The sequence below is a fragment of the Helicobacter pylori genome (genome assembly GCF_003636935.1).
Taxonomy (GTDB): Bacteria; Campylobacterota; Campylobacteria; order Campylobacterales; family Helicobacteraceae; genus Helicobacter; species Helicobacter pylori_CH.
In genome coordinates, this window is record NZ_MVVH01000001.1 from 186,965 (window position 1) to 207,674 (window position 20,710).

Sequence of the window (20,710 nt, forward strand, 5' to 3'; positions counted from 1 at the left end):
AAATGAGAAGAGACACAAAATAAAATTAAAACCCGGTTGTTTGAAAACGAAGCAGAGAACAAACAAAACAAAATTATAGAACACCCTTTTTTAAGTTAGGCTTAAAAATAAAATAAAAAATCTTATTTTACTTCACTCTCTTTAATGGATTTGACATTCAAAGTCCTCCCGTCTTTTGAAGTGGGGATTTTGATGCTCCCCTCTTTTAATTTTTCTCTCAATTTTTCCAACAACGGGTTTTTGAAATCGTAGTGGATGATTTCCCAGTTATGTTCCAGTTCAGGGGTTACTTTTGCGCCTTTTTTTTCCGTGATGTATTTGACAATCAAATCCCGTATCTGCCCGTTATCTTGCAATGCATCGTAAGAATCATAATACCTATCAGCGTCTGTAACCAATTTTAATGTCGTGGATAACGTCCCGAATCGGTAATTGTTGATCGCTAATTTATACACCGCTTTAGGGTCAATGGGCTTTCCGTTAATTGTCGGATTAACGATTCTTTGCCCGGCAGGTTTTGTAACATCAACTTGGTATTTCACGCCAGAAAACATATCAAAATTATAGCTGCGAATGTTTTCATTAAAACTGATCGTCAAATCCCCCGGTTGCAACTGGTTGTAAAATTGGTATGACCATTCCATGTATTTCAACAGATTTTCACCCGTTATATGCACTCCAATGAGCGTATTAGCGAACTTGTAAATGTAGGCGACATCTTTTCTTTTGAAAGGCCCTTTTTTCAAATTCGCCCCAAAATTGAATAAGGCTGCCGCTGAAACATCGGCGTTTGCGTAATATTTTTGCACTTTATTGATCAATTCTATCACCGGTGTTTCTTGCAACGCAGCGGTTGGCATCGTAGTGATTTTTTCTCCTCCTGTGATAAAATCAGGCCTATCAATAAAGGTTTTTGTAACTTCGCCGACCACTTCATTAGCGTATTCTTTTGATTTTTTATCCACGTATTCGTATTTTTTCGCTAATTCTTCATCTTCTGGCACGCCTTTTGTGGGTAAATTTTCAGTCGTTACGATTTTTTTCTTCGTTTGGGTGTCAAACACCACCACGCCCTTTGCCAGATAAGCCCCATACGCTCCAGGCTCAATGGTATGCACCTTTCCTATTTTAGTGTTATAAACCGCATGTTCATGCCCTGCAAAAATGATGTCAAATTGCGGGAATTTTTTCGCTAAATCCGGTACCCCATCGCCACCTTTCTCATCTTCTCGCCCCAAATGAAAAGCGCCAATCAAAATATCATACTTCCCTTTTAATTCTTTCAAAGTCTTTTTTAACGCTTCTTTGGCGTCCAAAAACTTCAATCCTGCAAAATGTTCAGGCGTAGAGGCCTCCCAAGTGGGGATGTGCGGCACCACATACCCCACAACCGCCACCCTCACGCCATCAATTTTTTTAATAAGATAAGGCTTCACAAACGGCTTATTATCCGTAGTCTTGATGATATTCGCATTCACGACACCGCCATTAAATCCCTTAATGTTTTTCTCTAAAAAATCTTTACTGAAATTAAACTCGTGGTTCCCAAGCACACGAATGTCAAATTTCAAATCGTTTTCGGCTCTAACTAGCGGGTGGATAGGCTCATCATTAAACAACTCCGCGCTATTACCCTGCAACAAATCCCCGCTGTCAATCAAAATCACATTTTTATTTTCAGCCCTTTGCTTTTTGATTAAAGTCGCAATCCTTGTCAAGCCGTTATTGGGTTTTTGTTCCCCCACGGCATAATCATACGAAAAAAGCCACCCATGAATGTCTGAAGTTTCTAAAAACACGATTTTGACTTCTTTTGCAGATATTGAAAGCGCTAGCGTTAAAAAGATGACCAAAATCAATTTTTTCATTGAAATCCTTCCATAAAAGAGATTCATAACATTAATTTTTACATAATATTAACACTGGTGCGATGATTCCTGCTAGAATTTAACGCCTATGGGCAAAATGGGTAAGATTGGTAAAACTTATAAGAGAATAGGGGAGCGTTTTAAAATAATCCCCCCCAAAACAACCCCTTAAACCCCCACTTCAGACCATTCAGCGCGTTTGTCTAAAAAAGCGCGTGCTAAATTCTGTGCGCCCTCTAAAGTGTGGTTAGCCGCCCAACCGCATTGCTTTTCATTGCTGGCAGGCACTTCTGTAGCCTTTAACACATCTTGCATCGTCTTTTCTAAAACCTCTAAAATCTCTGTGTAGTTGTCATGGTTTAACACCGTGAGATAAAATCCCGTTTGGCAACCCATAGGCGACCAATCCACAACATAATTGGCATGGTTGCGGATGATCTCAGCGACTAGATGCTCTAAAGAGTGTAGGCTTGGCATGTCCATGTGATCTTGGTTGGGTTGTTTGAAGCGCACATCGTATTTGACAATCAAATCCCCATTAACGCCCTTTTTGCGATCAGCTACACGCACATAAGGGGCTTTGACTTTGGTGTGATCTAAATTAAAACTCTCTACATTCATTTTTGGTGTTTTCATGTTTTTAACTCCTTTATTCATAAATTGTAATGAAACTTTAGCCTATTTTAGCGAACGCTTGCTCTAAATCTTCTAACAAATCCTGTTCATGCTCAATCCCCACAGACAAGCGCACCAAGCCATCTCTAATCCCTGCGGCTTCTCGTTGTGTTTTAGGGATACACGCATGGGTCATAAACGCTGGAACCCCCACCAAACTTTCCACCCCGCCCAAACTCTCGCCTAAAATGAATAACTTAAGGCTTTCTACAAAAGCAGTTGCCTCGCTGTCGTTTTTGAGGGTGAAAGAAAGCATCCCACTAAAGCCACGCATTTGGGCTTTGGCTAGCTCGTGTTGGGGGTGAGTGGGAAGGCCCGGGTAATAAACCCTTTCTACTTTAGGGTGTTTTTCTAAAAACTCAGCCACGCAAAGAGCGTTTTTTTGATGGGCTTGCATGCGTAATCCCAGCGTTTTAATCCCTCTTTGCAACAGCCAGCTGTCTTGAGGGCCTAGCACCCCACCGATAGCGTTTTGGAAAAAAGCGATCTCTTGGGCTAGCGCTTCATTATTGGTGGTTACAAGCCCAGCGACCACATCGCTATGCCCGCCTAAGTATTTTGTGCCGCTATGCACCACAATGTCCGCTCCCAAAAGAAGCGGGTTTTGGCAATAGGGGGTGGCAAAGGTGTTATCCACGATAGTGAGCAAACCATGATCTTTAGCGACACTAGTGCATTGCTTTAAATCCGTGATTTTAAGCAAGGGGTTACTAGGGGTTTCTAAATAAAGGGCTTTGGTGTTAGATTTGATAGCCTTTTTGATTTGGGATAGATCGCTAGTGTCTATAATGGTGCAAGAAAGCCCGTTTTTAGAAAGCACCTTGTCAAACAAGCGGAAAGTCCCCCCATAGACATCATCGCCTAATAACACATGATCGCCTGATTGCAAGAGGGAAAAAACGGCGTGGATTCCAGCTAAACCGGAGGCAAAAGCAAACCCCTTAACCCCCCCTTCTAAATCGGCGATGAGTTCTTCTAAAGCAAAGCGTGTGGGGTTTCCTGAGCGAGAGTATTCATAGCCCTTGTGGCGGCCTATGGCGTCTTGGCGGTAGGTGGAAGTTTGATAAATAGGCACGCTCACCGCCCCCGTTGTAGCGTCCTCACTAATGCCCCCATGGATTAATTTGGTTTGCATGCGCATGGTTTTTCCTTTTTATGAATTTATAAATAAATACCTTTAGAAAGATAACGATCGGCAACATCCGGGAAAATGGTTAAAACCTGACTGCCTTCAGGAAGGCGTTGCACTTCTTTCAAGGCTGCCACAAAAGCTGCCCCACTAGAGCTCCCCACTAATAAGCCGTTTTTCTTGGCTAACTTCCTAGTGTAGCTAAAACCCTCTTCATCTGAAATCGTTTCAAAGCCATCAATATCCAAATTTGCGAAAAAAGGAGGGATGAATTCCACGCCAATGCCCTCAATCTCATGAGGCCCAGGCTCTCCCCCATTCAAAATAGAACCCTCTGGCTCCACCCCAATCAAGCGGATATTAGGGATGCGTTCTTTCAAATACCTAGCTGTGCCTGCAAAAGTGCCACCACTCCCTATCCCGGCTACAAAGCTCGTAAAATTTGTGCCTAATTCTTGGACAATCTCAGGGGCTAGAGTGTGGTAGTAAGCGGCGGGATTGTCAGGGTTTTCAAATTGCAAGGGCAAATAGCTATCATGGATACTTTCGGCTAGCTCTTTACTTTTTTTAATGGCGCCAGAAATCCCCTCACTAGTAGGCGTGTTGATCACTAAAGCCCCCAAAGCTCTCATGATTTGCTGTTTTTCTGTGCTGAATTTTTCCGGAACAACAAAGATGGTTTTGAGATGGTGCTTGAGTGCCACTAAGGCTAGAGCGATGCCGGTATTGCCTGCGGTAGGCTCAATAATGGTCGTTGTGGAAGTGATTTTGCCCGTTCTAAACCCTTCTTCTATAAGGTATTGGCCTAAGCGATCTTTAACGCTCCCTCCTGGGTTTAAATGCTCCAGTTTGGCGTAAATAGTGGAATTTATGGGAATGGGGTAATCCTTGTTAGTGAATTTAAAAACGGGAGTGCGGCCTATGGCGTCTTGCATTGTGGTGATAATCATCATTCCTCCTAAAGATAACAATAACTCAATTTTAGCGATTATGCCTAAACTCGTTAAATGGAGTAAAATTTAAGATAGAATGTCGGCTTATTAAGATTGATAAGGAGCTTTCAATGAAAACGATAGAATGGAATGAAGAGCAAAGAAAAGCGTTCCAGGACTTGTTAAGAGAATTTGCAGCGTCAATTGACGCTAAAGCACAAGAGGGAAAGCAAACAGGCAAAACCCCAACGAACCCAAAATACGCTTCATACCAAAGAGGGCTGAACAAGTTTTTAGTGCCATGGGGTTATGCGTGTAAAATCAGTCTTGGCTCTGGGAATTTATCCAAGAAGCCATCCATCGCCTTTTGCCGTTAGGATATTTTAGGGGAAGGATTTGTCAATGGTGAAAAACCAACCCCAAAAAAAGGTTTTTACCTCTGGCTTGCTTACTATTGGCGCAACGATTTTGAAAAGTTTTATCTTTGCATAGGTCGATCCATAGAGGAGAATGGGGAAAAAGAGTGTCAAAAATGCCCAGCGTATGACAAGATCATCGATTCTAATGGAGACACATACTACCAAGAGTTCTATGACGATTTAGAAACCGATCTTGAAAACATTACCAACGATTTTTTACGCTTTGCTAACGAATTTAATCAAATCCCCACTGCGTATTTTGAATTAGAGCCTAGTGCAAGCCATTAAGAAATAACCCTATACAAAAAAGGAACTCCCCCATAAGGGATTTTCCTAAAATCCCACCAACGCTTTTTAAAATAAGTCTTGAAAAGCTATCGCTTGATTAAACCAAGCTTTGATATTTGGATTAAAAAACGCTTTGAGTGTTTTTTAGATTTTGCAATCGGTATCCCATTGATGAAAATGAGGAAAGCAAGCGGGTTTTGATTAAAACCGCTCGCTTGAAAGAAGTTTTAAAAGCGTTTCACTCCACTTCCGCATCAATCACATCATCGTCTTTTTTCTTGGGCTGCTCGGCGTTGTTTTTATTCGCCATGGCTTCGCCTAATTTTTGAGCCGCTTGCGCTAATGATTTCGTTTTGTCTTCAAGCTCCGCTTTAGTAGCGTTATCGTTTTTGATACAATCTTTAAGAGCGTTAATGGCGTTTTGGATCTCGTTAGCGTCGTTTTCATTCAAATTCGTTTTATGCTCATCAAGGCTCTTTTGGGTTTGGTGCGCCAAACTATCGGCATGGTTTCTCGCTTCAATCACTTCTTTTTTCCTAGCGTCTTCTTCTTTGTGCAATTCAGCGTCTTTAACCATTTTTTCAATCTCGCTATCAGACAACCCGCTAGAGCCAGAAATTTTAATCTCTTGGCTTTTGCCGGTATTTTTATCTTGCGCTGAAACGGTTAAAATCCCGTTAGCGTCAATATCAAAGGTTACTTCAATTTGCGGCACGCCTCTTGGAGCTGGCGCGATGCCTTGCAAATCAAATTTACCCAAAGATTTATTATCCCTTGCCAATTCCCTTTCGCCCTGTAAAACCATAATGGACACAGCGGGCTGGTTGTCTTCAGCGGTTGAGAACACTTGAGATTTTTTCGCCGGAATAGTCGTGCCTCTATCAATCACTTTAGTCATCACGCCCCCTAAAGTTTCAATCCCAAGACTTAAAGGCGTAACGTCTAATAAAAGCACATCTTTCACATCGCCTTTTAGCACGCCCCCTTGAATGCTCGCGCCCACCGCTACAACCTCATCAGGATTGACGCTTTTATTCAAATCTTTATTAATAAACGCTTTCACCCTTTCTTGGACTTTAGGGATACGAGTGGAGCCGCCCACCATCACCACTTCTGAAATCTCATTTTTGGTTAGCCCCGCGTCTTTGATCACGCTTTCAATTTTAGAAATCGTTTCTTCCACGAGATCTTCTGTCAAGCTTTCAAATTTAGCCCTAGTGAGTTTTTTAACCAAGTGTTTAGGCCCGGTAGCGTCTGCGGTGATAAAGGGCAAATTGATTTCAGTCTCCATCGCAGAGCTCAGTTCTTTTTTAGCGTTTTCAGCCGCTTCTTTTAAGCGTTGCAACGCCATCACATCGTTTTTAATTTCAATGCCCGTTTCGCTTTTAAACTCAGCCGCTAAGAAATCAATCACACGATTATCAAAATCATCGCCCCCTAAAAACGCATCGCCCCCTGTGGCTAAAACTTCCACGACATTATCGCCTGTTTCTAAAACGGTAACATCAAAAGTCCCCCCACCCAAATCATAAACCATGATTTTTTCGCTCTCTTTTTTATCCAAGCCGTAAGCTAGTGCCGCGCTGGTAGGCTCATTGATGATCCTTAAAACATTAAGCCCTGCAATCGTGCCGGCTTCTTTAGTCGCTTTCCTTTGGCTGTCGTTAAAATAAGCAGGAACGGTGATCACCGCTTCTGTAACGCTCTCGCCTAAATAACTTTCAGCGTCTTCTTTGAGCTTCATTAAAATTTTGGCTGAAATTTCTTGAGGGGTATAAACTTTACCCGAAATCTCAATCGCGCAAGCCCCATTCCTATCCACAATCTTATAAGGCAAGCGTTTTTCAGCTTCTTTAGCCTTATCTTCATTAAACATCAAGCCCATGATTCTTTTAATAGAATAAATGGTTTTTTCTGGGTTGGTAACCGCTTGTCTTTTCGCGCTCTCGCCCACTAAAATCTCACCCTTATCCGTAAAAGCCACAATAGAAGGAGTGGTGTTTTTACCCTCTTTATTCGCAATAATCTTTGCTTCATTGCCTTCATAAACTGCCATTGCGGAGTTGGTTGTCCCTAAATCAATTCCAATAACTTTTCCCATGCGTTATCCTTTTTTATTAAAATAAATGTTTTAATCGTTTTTAGCAATGCTCACCATTGCCGGCCTCAAAACCCTACCCTTATACTTGTAACCCTGTTGCAAAACCTGCACGATTTTCCCATTTTCTTTTTCTTCGCTTTTGACTTGCATGATCGCATTGTGGAAATTAGGATCAAATTCTTCTAAACATTCAATCCCCTCAATGCCATGCCTTGCCAAAACTTCATGCAACTTTTCCATCGTAAGCTCCAAGCCTTTGGTTAAAGCGCTCTCTTTATTTTCTTCTACAGCGCTCTTATGAGCCCCAAGAAGCGCATCAATCACTGGCAATAGATCCAATGCGATTTTTTCATACGCATACTCTAACGCCATGCTCTTGTCTCTTTCTAAGCGCTTTTTCACGTTTTCAAAATCCGCATGCACCCTCAAATATTTTTCGTGCATTTCTTTATATTTAAGCTCAAAATCTTCCTTAATCTCGCCTTCTTTTTCGCTTGCTTCTTGTTTTTCTTCATATTGTTGTTCTTTGCAAGTGCAAGTCTTTTCACAAGACTCTGGCTCTTTTTGGCTTAAATCGTGTTCTTGGTTGTGTTCATCTTTCATTATTCCTCCTTAATGGTTTGAAAAAACCCTTCATAATCGCATTCCAATTTCCCCACACAAAGCAGTTGCATCCGCATGTTTTGAAATTCTATGGGGCGTGTTACTAACATGCAATCAGGCTCTATAAAATGCAACCCCTTTTTGAAACGCTCCAAAACCTTACCCCCTAAAATGTCAAAAAATAAAGGGCTGTTTAAAAGCGTTTTTAACCCCATCAGATTAAAGCGCATCATTTGCGCACTGGAATACTCCAAACGCTCTAATTGCCTGGCCAAACTCAACGCATTGACAGAAGCAGCGACCAATCGCACTTCTTCAACGCTTCTGCCCACAAGCTCCAATAAAAACTTCTCCATTTTAACGCTGTAACTTATCGCGCAAGAAAACGCCAAAAAGTCCAGAATCAAAAAGCGTTTTTCGCACTCGATGACTCTTTCTAAACGCTCCAAGCTGGGTTTTTTTAACAAAACAAAAAGCCCAAAATTCTCGCTAGCGTTTTTTAGGCGTTTTTCATTCACCTTTAAAACTTCAAAGTGCAACGACTTGTGCCAATAGTTTTCAAACGCCTTAAAAGTGGGCAATCTAGCACCGCTAGAATGGGCTTGATGGAGCATGCCTTCTTTAGAAAGGATTTGAAAATAATTCCTGATCGTCGCGCAAGATATTTTCAAGTTTGCCAACTCTTTCAAGCGTTTAGAGCTAATGGGTTCTAAAATCTGCAGATAGGTTTTAACAAACGCATCTAACAAACTCTCTTTTTTATTCAAATCAGAACCTACTTCAATTCTTCTTAACATCATTATTTGAAAAATCTCGTCAATCACCATTCTTGATGAAAGAACTCTCGCATTATAGCATAAAAAGTTAATAATCTATCACTTGTTTTAAAAAAGTGATAAAAATTACCCGATTTTTCTTTAAAGTTTAGCCTATATCACTAAATTTATTTACTAGCATTAAATTAGAATTTTTTATAGAATTGATTTAATTTAGATCTGTTGGGCAACTAATACCTTTTATTAAAAAAACTTGTTATCATGCTAAACATGAACACACACACAAGAGGCATTGACAGCGGACTGATTCATTCGCTCCAAAGCATTTCATTATCCATGTTTAGAAAGGGTTTTTTTGGGCTTTATCAAGGCTCTATTTCAGCGCGCATTGGCGCAAATCAGTTTGTGATCAATAAAAGAAACGCTGTTTTTGATCAACTAAATGAAAACACCTTACTAGTCTTGCATGACAAAATAGATTACCGCTGGAAAGAAGCGAGCTTGGATTCGCCCATTCATGCGAGCGTGTATCGGGAGTTTTTGGACGCTAAATTCATCGCTTACGCGCGCCCTCCTTATAGCTTGGCGTATTCCTTGCGCCACAACCGATTGCTCCCTAGAGATTATTTAGGGTATCGTTCTTTAGGCGAAGAAATCGTTATTTTTAACCCCAAAGATTATGACAGCTGGCAAGAAAGAGCGGATACAGAAATTTTACGCCAGTTGCAAGAGAGCAAAAAATATTTTGTTTTCATTAAGGGGTGTGGGATTTTTGCCTACCACAGAGAGCTTTCTAAACTCATGGAAGTTTTTGATTTGATTGAAAACTCATGCAAAGTTTTACGATTGGGCGATTTAATGGATTGTTGCTATAATGACGATCCACGATTGAGCGTGTAAAAAGTTTAAAAGGATAAAACATGACCATCAACACCCATTACACCCCTAATTTCACACAGCTCCAAACCTTGAACAATATCAATAATGACGCAACCATAAAGGACAGGAATCAAGTAGAGCAGGATTTACAACAAAGCAGTATTCAAGATGGTTTCAGCCAAAATAATACGCAAAACGCCCCTGATTTTGACCGACTACAAGCTTTAAACGCTATCAATAACGACGGCGAGATTAAAGATAAATCCCAAGTTGAGAAAAGCCTTGTTGATGGCGAAAATATCCCTGAAATTTATTCCAGCCTAGACACATACGCTTAAAAAAGGGTTTTTACCATTCTTTTAAAGCCATTTTGATCGCTTCTATCACGCAATCCATCCCACCCGCTAAACTAAAAAGCCAGTATTTGTGCGCATAAATGTATTCTAATTGCTTGGCCCTTAATCCGTCTTCATTATTCGTTTTCTTGCACACGATTTCAGCGATATGCAATTCCTGGTGGAAAATGTAAGATTGTATCGCATCCATGAAATACGAATTGAATCGCTTGTCATCAAAAAGCTCTTTAATGTTATCAATTTCAGCGCTCAAATTTTCTAATTCGTTAAAATCCAACTCTTCTAATTTTTTTTCTTCATGAAGCTTTTCCACTTTTTCTAAAAACTCTGCCACTTTTAAAAACACTCTTTCAACTTGAGTTTTTTTCTCATTGGCGTATTTAATGATCTCTTCGCATTTTTGCTTGGCGATCTTTAAATTTTTAGCCTGTTCTGATTGAGTGGGATAAATAAGATTGATAGGAGGCTTTGGCTTGGATTGGTCTATTTTTTCGCACACTTCTTTAAAAGGCATTTCTTTAGTCCCTTTAATCCTAGCCCCCCCTTCAGTAGCGTTAATGACTTCTAGTTTATAGGGCGTGTTAAAAATATCTTTTTCAAAAAATTCTAAGAAAAGTTTCCACACTAAAGTGGTTTCTACTTCCCCGTTACCTCCGTATTTTTCTATAAAAATCTTATCTTTATCTTTTTTAGGCTTGATCTCTCTATCGCCATAAATCGCCCCACTAGCGTGGCTGTTACCGCTTTGTGAAAAGCTCAAATCTTGCCCAATAAACACGCACCTTTTGAAACGAGAATGCACCACTAATTCATACGCCATGTTTGCTGCACTCATGCCTATGCCCACATAACCATACTGGTGCAAATCAAAAAGGTTGGTATAGCCAAAGGGGCGGAAACTGAATTGCTTAACCCCCTTTTTAACCGCTTGAATCAATCGTTTATGCACAATGGAAGTCAGAGCAAAAATAACGCCTTCTTGAAAATCTAAGGGGGTTTCTTCGTAGAATTTTGCCGTTAAATCCACCCTTTCTAAAGACAGCACAATATCAGGCTTGATACCAGCTCTGGCTAAAATAGGGAAAGAAGCGTCTATGCAAAAAAGCGTCGCATAAGGAGCGATTTCTTTTAAAAGGGGGAGTTGCTTATTTAAACTAGGCCCGGTTGAAACAATAATCGCGGTGTCTCTGTTTTTCAAAGCGTTCACAAAATCCACTAAACTAGGGCTTTTGATGACTTCAGGCAAATTAGCCGCATGCTGTTTGATGCCTATGAGCGCGTCTTTAGCGTCATTGCCTACGCTAATAGCGCCATGCTCTAAAGCGCGCGTGAAATGCTGGTTGATTTCTATCATTTGATGAGAGTATCGTTCATAATAGGCATTAAAAAGTTTTAAATCATACATTCTTGCGTATAAACGAGATTTTTTATCCATATCAAATAATGAAGCGATCATGTTGTAATTGCAAAAACTTGCATGCAACAAAATCAAGCGGTTTTCTAAAATCTCCGTGGAAAAATCCAAAAGATTCAATACAATGAAAATAATCTCTATTTCAGGCTCAATGACCACCAAGCGTTTTAAATTATCATTGCCTAAAAGCAAGCGATAAAACACCCCATTACCCAAACCAAAATAATACAAATAAGGATAGAGCATGTAAATTTCGCTATTTTTATACTGCTCTAAGCTTGAATCTAGCGGGCTTTTTTCAAATAAGGGCGTGTTTGTTTCTTTATCTAAGAGGTTGAAATTCGCGCTATCATTCCCTAAAAACACTTCGTATTTTTTGTTTTCTTTAATGGCTTTGAGCTGTGCGAACAAAAGAGGGTCTTTTTTGAAAAGAGCTTGTAAGTTTTTTTGATAAATATCCATCATTCTAACTTATAAAAATAACTCATAAAAAAGGCTAACGCCCCTTTGAATTAAGGGCTGTTATTGTAAAAGCCTTAAGACATTTTGTTGCACCGCATTCGCTTGCGCCATAGCAAAACTCCCGCTTTGCGCCAAAATATTGTATTTAGAAAAGTTCGCACTCTCTTCAGCAAAATCCACATCCCTGATTTGAGATTCAGCCGCTTTAACATTCACTTGGGTTACAGAAATGTTATTGATGGTGGTAACCAATTCCATTTGCACCGAACCCATATCCGAGCGGATCTTGTCTAATTGCGTGCGTGCAGAATCTGCCATATCCATCACAATCATCGCCCCTTTAAGGCTTGTTACCCCAGCCCCTATGCCTTGAGAATTGGTCTCCGCTTGCGCGCCATTAGCGTTCGCCCCGGCTGCTGAAGCCACATTCGCATCAAAAATGCCCCTAACCGCTCTCAAATTCACGGTGTATTCTGCCACCCCTTGAGCGGAATGAAAGCCCACATGGCTGAAATTCACACCGCTCACAATGATGTCTCTAGCGTCGGTCCTGGTCAAGGTTAAGCGCCCAATCACCGCATGCTGTGTCCCAGAAATCCCTGCAAAATTCCCTCCCCCAAAAACCTGGCCGCTCGCGCTCGCTGCATGCACAGAAATCGCACGCCCGTCAATGGAGTGCAAATTAATGCGCCCTTGAATGTCCAAGCTCGCTTCTACGCCGGTTCTGTCTTTGACGGAGTTGATCGCATTAGTCAACCTCCCATCGGCGTCGTTTTTATGCACATCATTCACGGTTCCAATTTCTACGCCATTAATGGTAAGCTCCCTCACAGTTCCTGATTGCACGGGAGTACCACCGGTAGCCATGACATTATAAGATGCCCTAACGCCTAAAGTGTTAGAAAAACGATTGATGATTTCGCTTAACGCCCCAATCCCAGTGCCAGCGCTTGTAGAAATGCGTACGGTTTCAATCTTATAATCGTTCACGCCATTGACTTGTTTGAAATTCAAGCCCACTTCAGTCAAGTTTTGCGCCGCTGCACTAGCCAACATGCCTGCACCGCTAAAAGAAGAGGTTTCCATGCGCACATGCCCAATTTTATCTGAACTTGTTGAGCCAATAGACGCTTTAACCGTGGTGTTAGAATACGCACCAATTTGAAACTCTTTGTTAGAAAAACTTCCTGAAAGCATTTGTTGGCCGTTAAAGCTTGTGGTGTTAGCGATATTGTCCAGTTCTTCTAACAACCTTTGAATATCGCTCTGGAGTGCTCTTCGGCTTTCTAAAGTTTGCCCGTCTTGAGCGGCTTGAACGGCTTTGGTTTTAATGGTGTCTAAGATTTTGATTTGCTCATCCATCGCTTTATCTGCGGTTTGAACCATACCAATAGCGTCATTAGCGTTGCGGATCGCTTGACCCAAATTCGCGCTTTGACTCCTTAAGCTATCTGCGATCGCCATCCCACTAGAATCATCAGCGGCTTTATTGATCCTAAGCCCTGAGCTTAACTTTTCAAGCGAGCTTGAAAGGTCTCTGTTGTTTTGAACCCCTACCGCATGAGAAGTTAAAGCGGCGATATTGGTATTTATCCTAAAACTCATGTTTGCATCCTTTGCATAGATATTTGCTGTTAGTCAAGCAAAGGGTGTTCCAACTCTTTGATTTTTTAGTGCCGCTATAGTTTTCATGGTTTAATGAATCGTTTAGTCAAAATTCTGCGCTACAATCATTCATTAATAGGTATAAAATTAATTAAAGGCGTTCAATGAAGCACCTTATTATCGTAGAATCCCCCGCAAAAGCCAAAACCATTAAAAATTTTTTGGATAAAAATTACGAAGTCATCGCCTCTAAAGGGCATGTTAGGGATTTATCCAAATTCGCTTTAGGCATTAAGATTGATGAAACAGGCTTCACTCCTAATTATGTCGTGGATAAAGATCATAAAGAGCTTGTCAAACAGATTATAGAACTTTCTAAAAAGGCATCTACCACCTACATCGCCACCGATGAAGACAGAGAAGGGGAAGCGATAGGCTATCATGTGGCATGTTTGATTGGGGGGAAATTAGAGAGCTACCCTAGGATTGTTTTTCATGAGATCACGCAAAATGCAATTTTAAACGCTCTAAAAACCCCACGAAAAATTGACATGTCTAAGGTCAATGCCCAACAAGCCAGACGCTTTTTAGATCGAATCGTGGGTTTTAAGCTCAGCTCGTTGATTTCATCAAAAATCACTAAAGGTTTGAGCGCTGGGCGGGTGCAAAGCGCGGCTTTAAAACTTGTGATTGATAAAGAAAGGGAAATCAAAGCCTTTAAGCCTTTGACTTATTTCACGCTAGACGCTTTGTTTGAGCCGGATTTAGAAGCGCAACTCATTAGCTATAAGGGCAACAAACTCAAAGCCCAAGAGCTTGTTGATGAAAAAAAAGCCAAAGAGATTAAAAACGAATTAGAAAAAGAAAGCTATTTTATTTCTAGTATCGTTAAAAAATCTAAAAAATCCCCCACACCGCCCCCTTTTATGACTTCTACTTTACAGCAAAGCGCTTCCAGTCTTTTAGGCTTTTCGCCCACAAAAACCATGAGTATCGCTCAAAAATTATATGAAGGCGTAGCCACCCCGCAAGGCGTTATGGGGGTGATCACTTACATGAGAACCGATAGCTTGAATATCGCTAAAGAGGCTTTAGAAGAAGCGAGGAATAAGATTTTAAAAGACTATGGCAAAGACTACCTACCCCCTAAAGCCAAAGTCTATTCCAGCAAGAATAAAAACGCCCAAGAAGCCCATGAAGCGATCAGACCCACTTCTATTATTTTAGAGCCAAACGCTTTAAAAGACTACCTTAAGCCTGAAGAATTAAAGCTCTATGCTTTAATTTACAAACGCTTTTTAGCTTCTCAAATGCAAGACGCTCTTTTTGAAAGCCAAAGCGTGGTTGTGGCGTGCGAAAAAGGCGAGTTTAAAGCGAGTGGCAGAAAACTCCTTTTTGATGGCTATTATAAAATTTTAGGCAATGACGACAAGGACAAATTGCTCCCCAATTTGAAAGAAAATGACCCCATTAAATTAGAAAAACTAGAGAGCAACGCCCATGTTACAGAACCTCCAGCGCGCTATTCAGAAGCGAGCTTGATTAAAGTTTTAGAAAGTTTAGGCATAGGCAGGCCCAGCACCTACGCCCCAACGATTGCGCTTTTGCAAAACAGAGACTACATCAAGGTAGAAAAAAAGCAAATCAGCGCTTTAGAGAGCGCTTTTAAGGTGATAGAAATTTTAGAAAAGCATTTTGAAGAAATCGTGGATTCCAAATTCAGCGCTTCTTTAGAAGAAGAACTGGACAATATCGCTCAAAATAAAGCCGACTATCAGCAAGTCTTAAAGGACTTTTACTACCCCTTTATGGATAAAATTGAAGCCGGGAAAAAGAATATCATCTCTCAAAAAGTGCATGAAAAAACCGGCCAATCATGCCCTAAATGCGGTGGGGAATTAGTCAAAAAAAATAGCCGTTATGGGGAGTTTATCGCTTGCAATAATTACCCTAAATGCAAATACATCAAACAAACTGAAAACGCTAATGATGAAGCCAAGCAAGAATTGTGCGAAAAATGCGGAGGGGAAATGGTGCAAAAATTCAGCAGAAACGGGGCGTTTTTGGCTTGCAACAACTACCCTGAATGCAAAAACACCAAATCGCTAAAAAACACCCCTAACGCAAAAGAAACAATAGAAGGCGTGAAATGCCCAGAATGCGGAGGGGATATTGCCTTAAAAAGGAGTAAGAAAGGCTCGTTTTATGGCTGCAACAATTACCCTAAATGCAATTTTTTATCCAACCATAAGCCCATCAACAAGCGTTGCGAGAAATGCCATTATTTAATGAGTGAAAGAATGTATCGCAAAAAAAAGGCGCATGAATGCATTAAGTGCAAAGAGCGCGTGTTTTTAGAGGAAGATAATGGCTAAAGAAAATCCGCCTGTCGTTTTTGGGCCTGTTTTATCCAGGCGTTTTGGGAAGTCTTTGGGCGTGGATTTATCGCCCTCTAAAAAACAATGCAATTACAATTGCATTTATTGCGAGTTGGGTAAAGCCAAGCCCATTGAACGCATGGAAGAAGTGATAAAAGTAGAAACCTTGATTAACGCCATTCAAAACGCCCTAAACAACCTTACCACCCCCATTGATGTTTTAACCATTACCGCTAATGGCGAACCCACTCTATACCCTCATTTATTAGAGCTTATCCAAAGCGTCAAGCCTTTTTTAAAGGGCGTTAAAACTTTGATTTTAAGCAACGGCTCGCTGTTTTATGAGCCAAAAGTCCAACAAGCCTTAAAGGAATTTGACATCGTTAAATTTTCTTTAGACGCTATTGATTTGAAAGCCTTTGAAAGAGTGGATAAACCCTATTCTAAAGACATTAACAAGATTTTAGAGGGGATTTTGAGCTTTTCTCAAATTTATCAAGGGCAACTGGTGGCTGAAGTGCTGTTAATTAAGGGCGTGAATGATAGCGCAAACAACTTAAAACTCATCGCTGACTTTTTAAAAAAAATCAATACCGCCAGAGTGGATTTAAGCACCATAGACAGGCCCTCAAGTTTTAAAGCTCCTAAATTGAGCGAAGATGAATTGTTAAAACGCTCTTTGTTTTTTGAAGGGCTTTGCGTGAGTTTGCCTAAACGATCCATTACTCAAGCCAAAAAATTGATTTCTTGCGGTATAGACGAATTGCTCGTTTTAATTTCTAGGCGTCCTTTAAGCGCAGAAGAAGCCCCACTAATACTAGATTCTAACGCTTTTAAGCATTTAGAAACTTTGTTAAACCATCAGCAAATTACGATTAAAAAAGTCGGCTCTTTGGAGTTTTATTGCGCGTTTTAACCTCCATTTGTTAGTTTTACCTTACTTTAGGGAGCTTAAGCTTTTAAAAAGGTTCTCTTTTATTACCAAATAACGCTACCATAAAAAATCAAAAGCCGACAGATAATTAAAAACTTAATGTTTTTAACCGCTACACCCTTTTACTATAACCATAACCCGCTTTTTCTGCTTTTTTCTCGGTATTAGCAACTACTTTTATTTCTTTATTGACATCAGCAAATATTTTTTGAACGAACAAAAGGCTTTGAGAGGTTGAAAGGTGGGCTTGTGGGTCTGGTTTTAAATGCCTCATTTCAAGCATTTTAGCTTGAGCTTTAGAGCGTATTTTTAAATTTTCTTTTTGCCATTCTTCTGTAGCATTAAAATCTCTAGGATCTAGTTCTAAATAAGCGATAGAACTTGGTTTATAAAAATCCACTTGTTTAGCGATAGCTTTTTGTGAATAGGGCAGAGATTCTAATTCTTTTTGCAAATAAGCTATAAGCTCTTGCGCTTTTGATCCTCTTTGAGAGCGGGGTTGTTTGGAGTTTGGAAGGTGTTTTGGCTGGATAGGGGTTTGATTGGTTTTTGTAGGTTTAGGGGTTTTGCATTCAGCTTCTATTTCTATAGCAATACCACCCTTAATCCCTAATTTTTTAATAAAGAATTGACTATGATTTTCTTGGCAATTTTGTTCTGCGTATTTAATGAAATCTTTCTGTGTATTGTTTGTCTTTTGTCTTTCTTGTTCTGTCTTTTGTTTTTCTTGTTCTAGTTCTATCCCACTCTTGTTTGCTCTATCCCTAGCATTTTCAGCTTCCTTTTTTTCTTGTTCTAGTTTTATTTGTTTATCAATATCACCAGCGCTACAAGCGGCTAATAATAAACTTGTCGCTATTGTTAATCCTGAATATTTCCACCAATTGATTTGATTCTCTTTTTCAGCTTGTTTGGATTTATCTTGGACTTTATCGTCTAATTCTTTTGCCCTCTTGCATGCGGCATGGGTTAATACTACTAATGCCGCCTTGCTTTTCTTGGGGTGTTTTTTTACAAGTTCTCTAACTCTCTTCATAATCTTTGTAAAAAACCCACCAATTGATCTGATCGTATTTGTAATGGCACTCACTTGTCTAAAATGAGTCTCTCTATTTGCCTTTGTGTTAGCTGTCTCTGTGTTTTTGCCAACTTTATTTGTTTTTCCTGTTTTTACTGATTTTATTACCAACCTTTTTTCAAAAAACAATCCCACCCATCAAATCTCTAAATTATATCATGGAAACTAATACGAAAAATCCACTCAAGTTAAATTAACCCATTTATTATCAAGTTAAGCCATGTTCTTTCAACTCTTTTTCTAACTTGGCTACAGCGTTCCAAGTGGGGATCACGCTATCAGGGTTTAAAGAAATGGAAGTGATGCCCTCTTTGACTAAAAACTCTGTTACTTCAGGGTAATCGCTTGGGGCTTGCCCGCAAATCCCGCAATATTTGTTGTGCCTTTTACAAGCTTCAATCGCTTTTTTAAACATTCTTAGCATCGCTTCATTCCTTTCATCAAAGACATGGCTGACCAATTCGCTGTCTCTATCCACGCCTAAAGTGAGCTGGGTTAAATCATTAGAGCCAATAGAAAAGCCATCAAACAAGCTTAAGAAATCATCAGCCAAAATAACATTCACCGGCAATTCACACATGATATAAATTTCAAGCCCATTTTTACCGGATTCTAAATTGTTTTTTCTTAAGATTTCTAGGACTTTTTTGCCCTCTTCAATGGTGCGCAAAAAAGGGATCATCACTTTCATGTTGGTTAATCCCATTTCTTCCCTCACTAACGCTAAAGCTTCACACTCCCACGAAAACGCTTCATTATAGCTTTCTGAATAATACCGACTAGCCCCCCTATAGCCAAGCATAGGGTTTTCTTCATTAGGCTCATAGCTAGAGCCGCCAAGCATGCGCATGTATTCATTGGATTTGAAATCGCTCGTTCTCACAATGACAGGTTTAGGGTAAAACGCCGCGCTGATCATGCCAATGCCTTCAGCGATTTTTTTCACAAAAAAATCTTTAGGGTTAGCATAGCCTGCCATGAGGTTTTCAATTTCATTTTTTTCTTTCACGCTTTTTTTGTGGTGCAAATCCACTAAAGCTAAAGGGTGGGCTTTGATTTGATTTAAAATAATCATTTCCATTCTGGCCAGCCCTACGCCGTGATTAGGGAGCTGAGAAAAGCCAAAGGCTTTTTCAGGGTTTCCAATATTGATATAAATTTTTGTTTGAGTTTCTTGCATGTTAGAAAGCTCCACCCTTTCAATTTCATGCTCATAAATGCCCGCATACACATAGCCCTCTTCACCCTCTGCGCAAGAAACCGTGATTTCCATGCCGGTATAAAGGCTATCAGTCGCCCCGCTCACCCCAACAATGGCTGGCACGCCAATTTCTCTCGCCACAATAGCGGCATGGCAAGTGCGCCCCCCACGATTAGTGATAACCGCGCTCGCTTTTTTCATGCAAGGCTCCCAATCTGGGTCGGTATTATCCGTAACTAAAATTTCGCCCTCTTTAAAAGAATTCATGTGTTCCAAATCATTGATGATGCGCACTTTTCCTGAGCCAATTTTACTCCCAATCGCTCTGCCTTGTAAGATGATTTCTTTTTTTTCGTTAGGGTTTTTGAATTTGAATTTTTCAAAGACTTGATTTTCTTCTTTGGTTTTTTGACTTTGAACGGTTTCTGGGCGCGCTTGAACGATAAAAATTTCCCCACTATCGCCATCTTTAGCCCATTCTATATCCATGGGGCGGTATTGTTTGGCTTCTTTAGAGTAGTGTTTTTCAATTTCAATGGCGTATTTGGCTAAAATCAGCACGTCTTCATCGCTCAATGAAAAGGATTGCCATTCTTTTTTGGTGGTTTTAATGTTTCTGGTGGGGTGTTCGCTACCTCTTGGGGCATAGACCATTTTTTGCGTTTTATTGCCGAGTTGGCGTTTGATAATGGGGCGTTTGTTTTGCTCTAAAGTGGGCTTAAACACATAAAATTCATCAGGGTTTATCGTGCCGCCCACCACATTTTCGCCTAACCCCCACGCTGAAGTGATAAACACCGCGTCTTTAAAACCGGTTTCGGTGTCAATAGAAAACATCACGCCCGCGCTGCCTTTATCCGCTCGCACCATTTTTTGCACCCCCACGCTGAGCGCGACTTTTAAATGATCAAACCCACGACTCGCTCTATAACTAATCGCTCTATCGGTAAAAAGCGACGCTAAACAGGATTTGATATAATGGATCAATTCTGTTTTACCCTTAATGTTTAAATAAGTGTCTTGCTGCCCGGCAAAAGAAGCGTCCGGCAAATCTTCTGCAGTAGCGGAGCTTCTTACCGCCACATCGGCTTCTTTCATGTTGTATTGTTGGCTTAAAATTTCATAGGCTTGAAAGATCTCATCTCTTAAATCGCTAGGAAAAGGCGTGCCAAAAATAAGCTCTCTGATTTGTTTGGAGCGGATTTTTAACACATCAATTTCCGTGGCATCAACATTTTCTAAAAGCTCTATGATTTTTTGTTTAGCCCCCCCTTGCTCTAAAAGATACCAATACGCTTCGCTGGTGATCGCAAAGCCATCAGGCACTTTAATGCCAATAGGTACTAATTCTTGAAACATCTCGCCAATGCTAGCGTTCTTGCCCCCAACCAGATTCACATTCTTATTGTTCAACTCTTTGAAAAACTTGATATATCGCACAAAACTCCCTTAAAATGATCATTAAGTCTCTTAAAACATAAAATATAATAATGATAGCATGATAGAGCTTTAGTTTTAGCTAGTTTGTATTCTAAGCTTTCTAATAAGGGGTGTATTCTTTTTGGTTTATGATTTTATTGTATAATGGGCGGTTAGTTAGGTATTTTTGAAT

15 protein-coding genes and 1 pseudogene are annotated in these 20,710 nt (G+C 40.3%); 5 read left to right on the forward strand and 11 right to left on the reverse strand.

Annotated elements, in window-relative coordinates; translation table 11 throughout:
• Positions 1–122: 122 nt before the first annotated feature.
• From EAL87_RS00930 to EAL87_RS00945, 4 genes are all read right to left on the reverse strand, one after another.
• Complete coding sequence (locus tag EAL87_RS00930; protein WP_120912604.1) at positions 123–1,868, reverse strand: bifunctional metallophosphatase/5'-nucleotidase; 1,746 nt, start codon at positions 1,866–1,868, stop codon at positions 123–125.
• Between the two features lie 168 nt (positions 1,869–2,036).
• Entirely contained in the window at positions 2,037–2,504 is a 468-nt protein-coding gene (locus tag EAL87_RS00935; protein WP_162972500.1) for an S-ribosylhomocysteine lyase, read from the reverse strand.
• 37 nt (positions 2,505–2,541) lie between these two features.
• A complete protein-coding gene (locus EAL87_RS00940) occupies positions 2,542–3,684 on the reverse strand; it encodes a cystathionine gamma-synthase (RefSeq protein WP_120912605.1) in 1,143 nt (380 codons plus the stop codon).
• Between the two features lie 20 nt (positions 3,685–3,704).
• Positions 3,705–4,622 (reverse strand): O-acetylserine-dependent cystathionine beta-synthase, encoded by a 918-nt coding sequence (locus EAL87_RS00945; protein ID WP_162972502.1) that lies wholly within the window; start codon positions 4,620–4,622, stop codon positions 3,705–3,707.
• Between the two features lie 113 nt (positions 4,623–4,735).
• Here EAL87_RS00945 and EAL87_RS00950 point away from each other — a divergent pair.
• Positions 4,736–5,311 (forward strand): annotated as a pseudogene (locus EAL87_RS00950) (hypothetical protein).
• Between the two features lie 238 nt (positions 5,312–5,549).
• Here the strand turns inward: EAL87_RS00950 and dnaK are convergent.
• From dnaK to EAL87_RS00965, 3 genes are read right to left on the reverse strand one after another with little or no spacing between them, the layout of a single operon-like run.
• Positions 5,550–7,412, reverse strand: coding sequence for a molecular chaperone DnaK (gene dnaK / locus EAL87_RS00955; RefSeq protein WP_120912607.1), 1,863 nt, complete (start codon positions 7,410–7,412; stop codon positions 5,550–5,552).
• Between the two features lie 30 nt (positions 7,413–7,442).
• Positions 7,443–8,015 carry a nucleotide exchange factor GrpE gene (gene grpE, locus EAL87_RS00960; protein ID WP_120912608.1) on the reverse strand — a complete coding sequence of 191 codons (573 nt, stop codon included), beginning with the start codon at positions 8,013–8,015 and terminating at the stop codon, positions 7,443–7,445.
• Positions 8,015–8,842: an HrcA family transcriptional regulator gene (locus EAL87_RS00965; RefSeq protein WP_120912609.1), complete on the reverse strand. Its 828-nt coding sequence runs from the start codon at positions 8,840–8,842 to the stop codon at positions 8,015–8,017. Before EAL87_RS00965 ends, grpE begins: the two co-directional genes overlap by 1 nt.
• Before the next feature lie 210 nt (positions 8,843–9,052).
• Between EAL87_RS00965 and EAL87_RS00970 the strand changes: the two genes are divergently transcribed.
• On the forward strand, positions 9,053–9,691 hold the full coding sequence (locus EAL87_RS00970; RefSeq protein ID WP_120912610.1) for a class II aldolase and adducin N-terminal domain-containing protein: 639 nt from the start codon (positions 9,053–9,055) through the stop codon (positions 9,689–9,691).
• A 20-nt stretch (positions 9,692–9,711) separates the two neighbouring features.
• Positions 9,712–10,008 carry a hypothetical protein gene (locus EAL87_RS00975; RefSeq protein ID WP_120912611.1) on the forward strand — a complete coding sequence of 99 codons (297 nt, stop codon included), beginning with the start codon at positions 9,712–9,714 and terminating at the stop codon, positions 10,006–10,008.
• 10 nt (positions 10,009–10,018) lie between these two features.
• On the opposite strand, the gene EAL87_RS00980 is transcribed toward EAL87_RS00975, so the two are convergent.
• Positions 10,019–11,902 carry a motility associated factor glycosyltransferase family protein gene (locus EAL87_RS00980; protein ID WP_162972505.1) on the reverse strand — a complete coding sequence of 628 codons (1,884 nt, stop codon included), beginning with the start codon at positions 11,900–11,902 and terminating at the stop codon, positions 10,019–10,021.
• 60 nt (positions 11,903–11,962) lie between these two features.
• Complete coding sequence (locus EAL87_RS00985) at positions 11,963–13,507, reverse strand: flagellin B (RefSeq protein ID WP_000010011.1); 1,545 nt, start codon at positions 13,505–13,507, stop codon at positions 11,963–11,965.
• A gap of 164 nt (positions 13,508–13,671) precedes the next feature.
• Here EAL87_RS00985 and topA point away from each other — a divergent pair, with 164 nt between their 5' ends.
• Together topA and EAL87_RS00995 are read left to right on the forward strand one after the other, a co-directional pair.
• Positions 13,672–15,882 (forward strand): type I DNA topoisomerase, encoded by a 2,211-nt coding sequence (gene topA / locus EAL87_RS00990; protein ID WP_120912613.1) that lies wholly within the window; start codon positions 13,672–13,674, stop codon positions 15,880–15,882.
• On the forward strand, positions 15,875–16,801 hold the full coding sequence (locus EAL87_RS00995; RefSeq protein ID WP_120912614.1) for a radical SAM protein: 927 nt from the start codon (positions 15,875–15,877) through the stop codon (positions 16,799–16,801). The genes topA and EAL87_RS00995 overlap by 8 nt, the downstream gene beginning before the upstream one ends.
• Before the next feature lie 130 nt (positions 16,802–16,931).
• On the opposite strand, the gene EAL87_RS01000 is transcribed toward EAL87_RS00995, so the two are convergent.
• Positions 16,932–18,002, reverse strand: coding sequence for a DUF874 family protein (locus EAL87_RS01000; RefSeq protein ID WP_120912693.1), 1,071 nt, complete (start codon positions 18,000–18,002; stop codon positions 16,932–16,934).
• A 103-nt stretch (positions 18,003–18,105) separates the two neighbouring features.
• A complete protein-coding gene (ppsA, locus tag EAL87_RS01005) occupies positions 18,106–20,538 on the reverse strand; it encodes a pyruvate, water dikinase (RefSeq protein WP_120912615.1) in 2,433 nt (810 codons plus the stop codon).
• Positions 20,539–20,710: the final 172 nt, after the last annotated feature.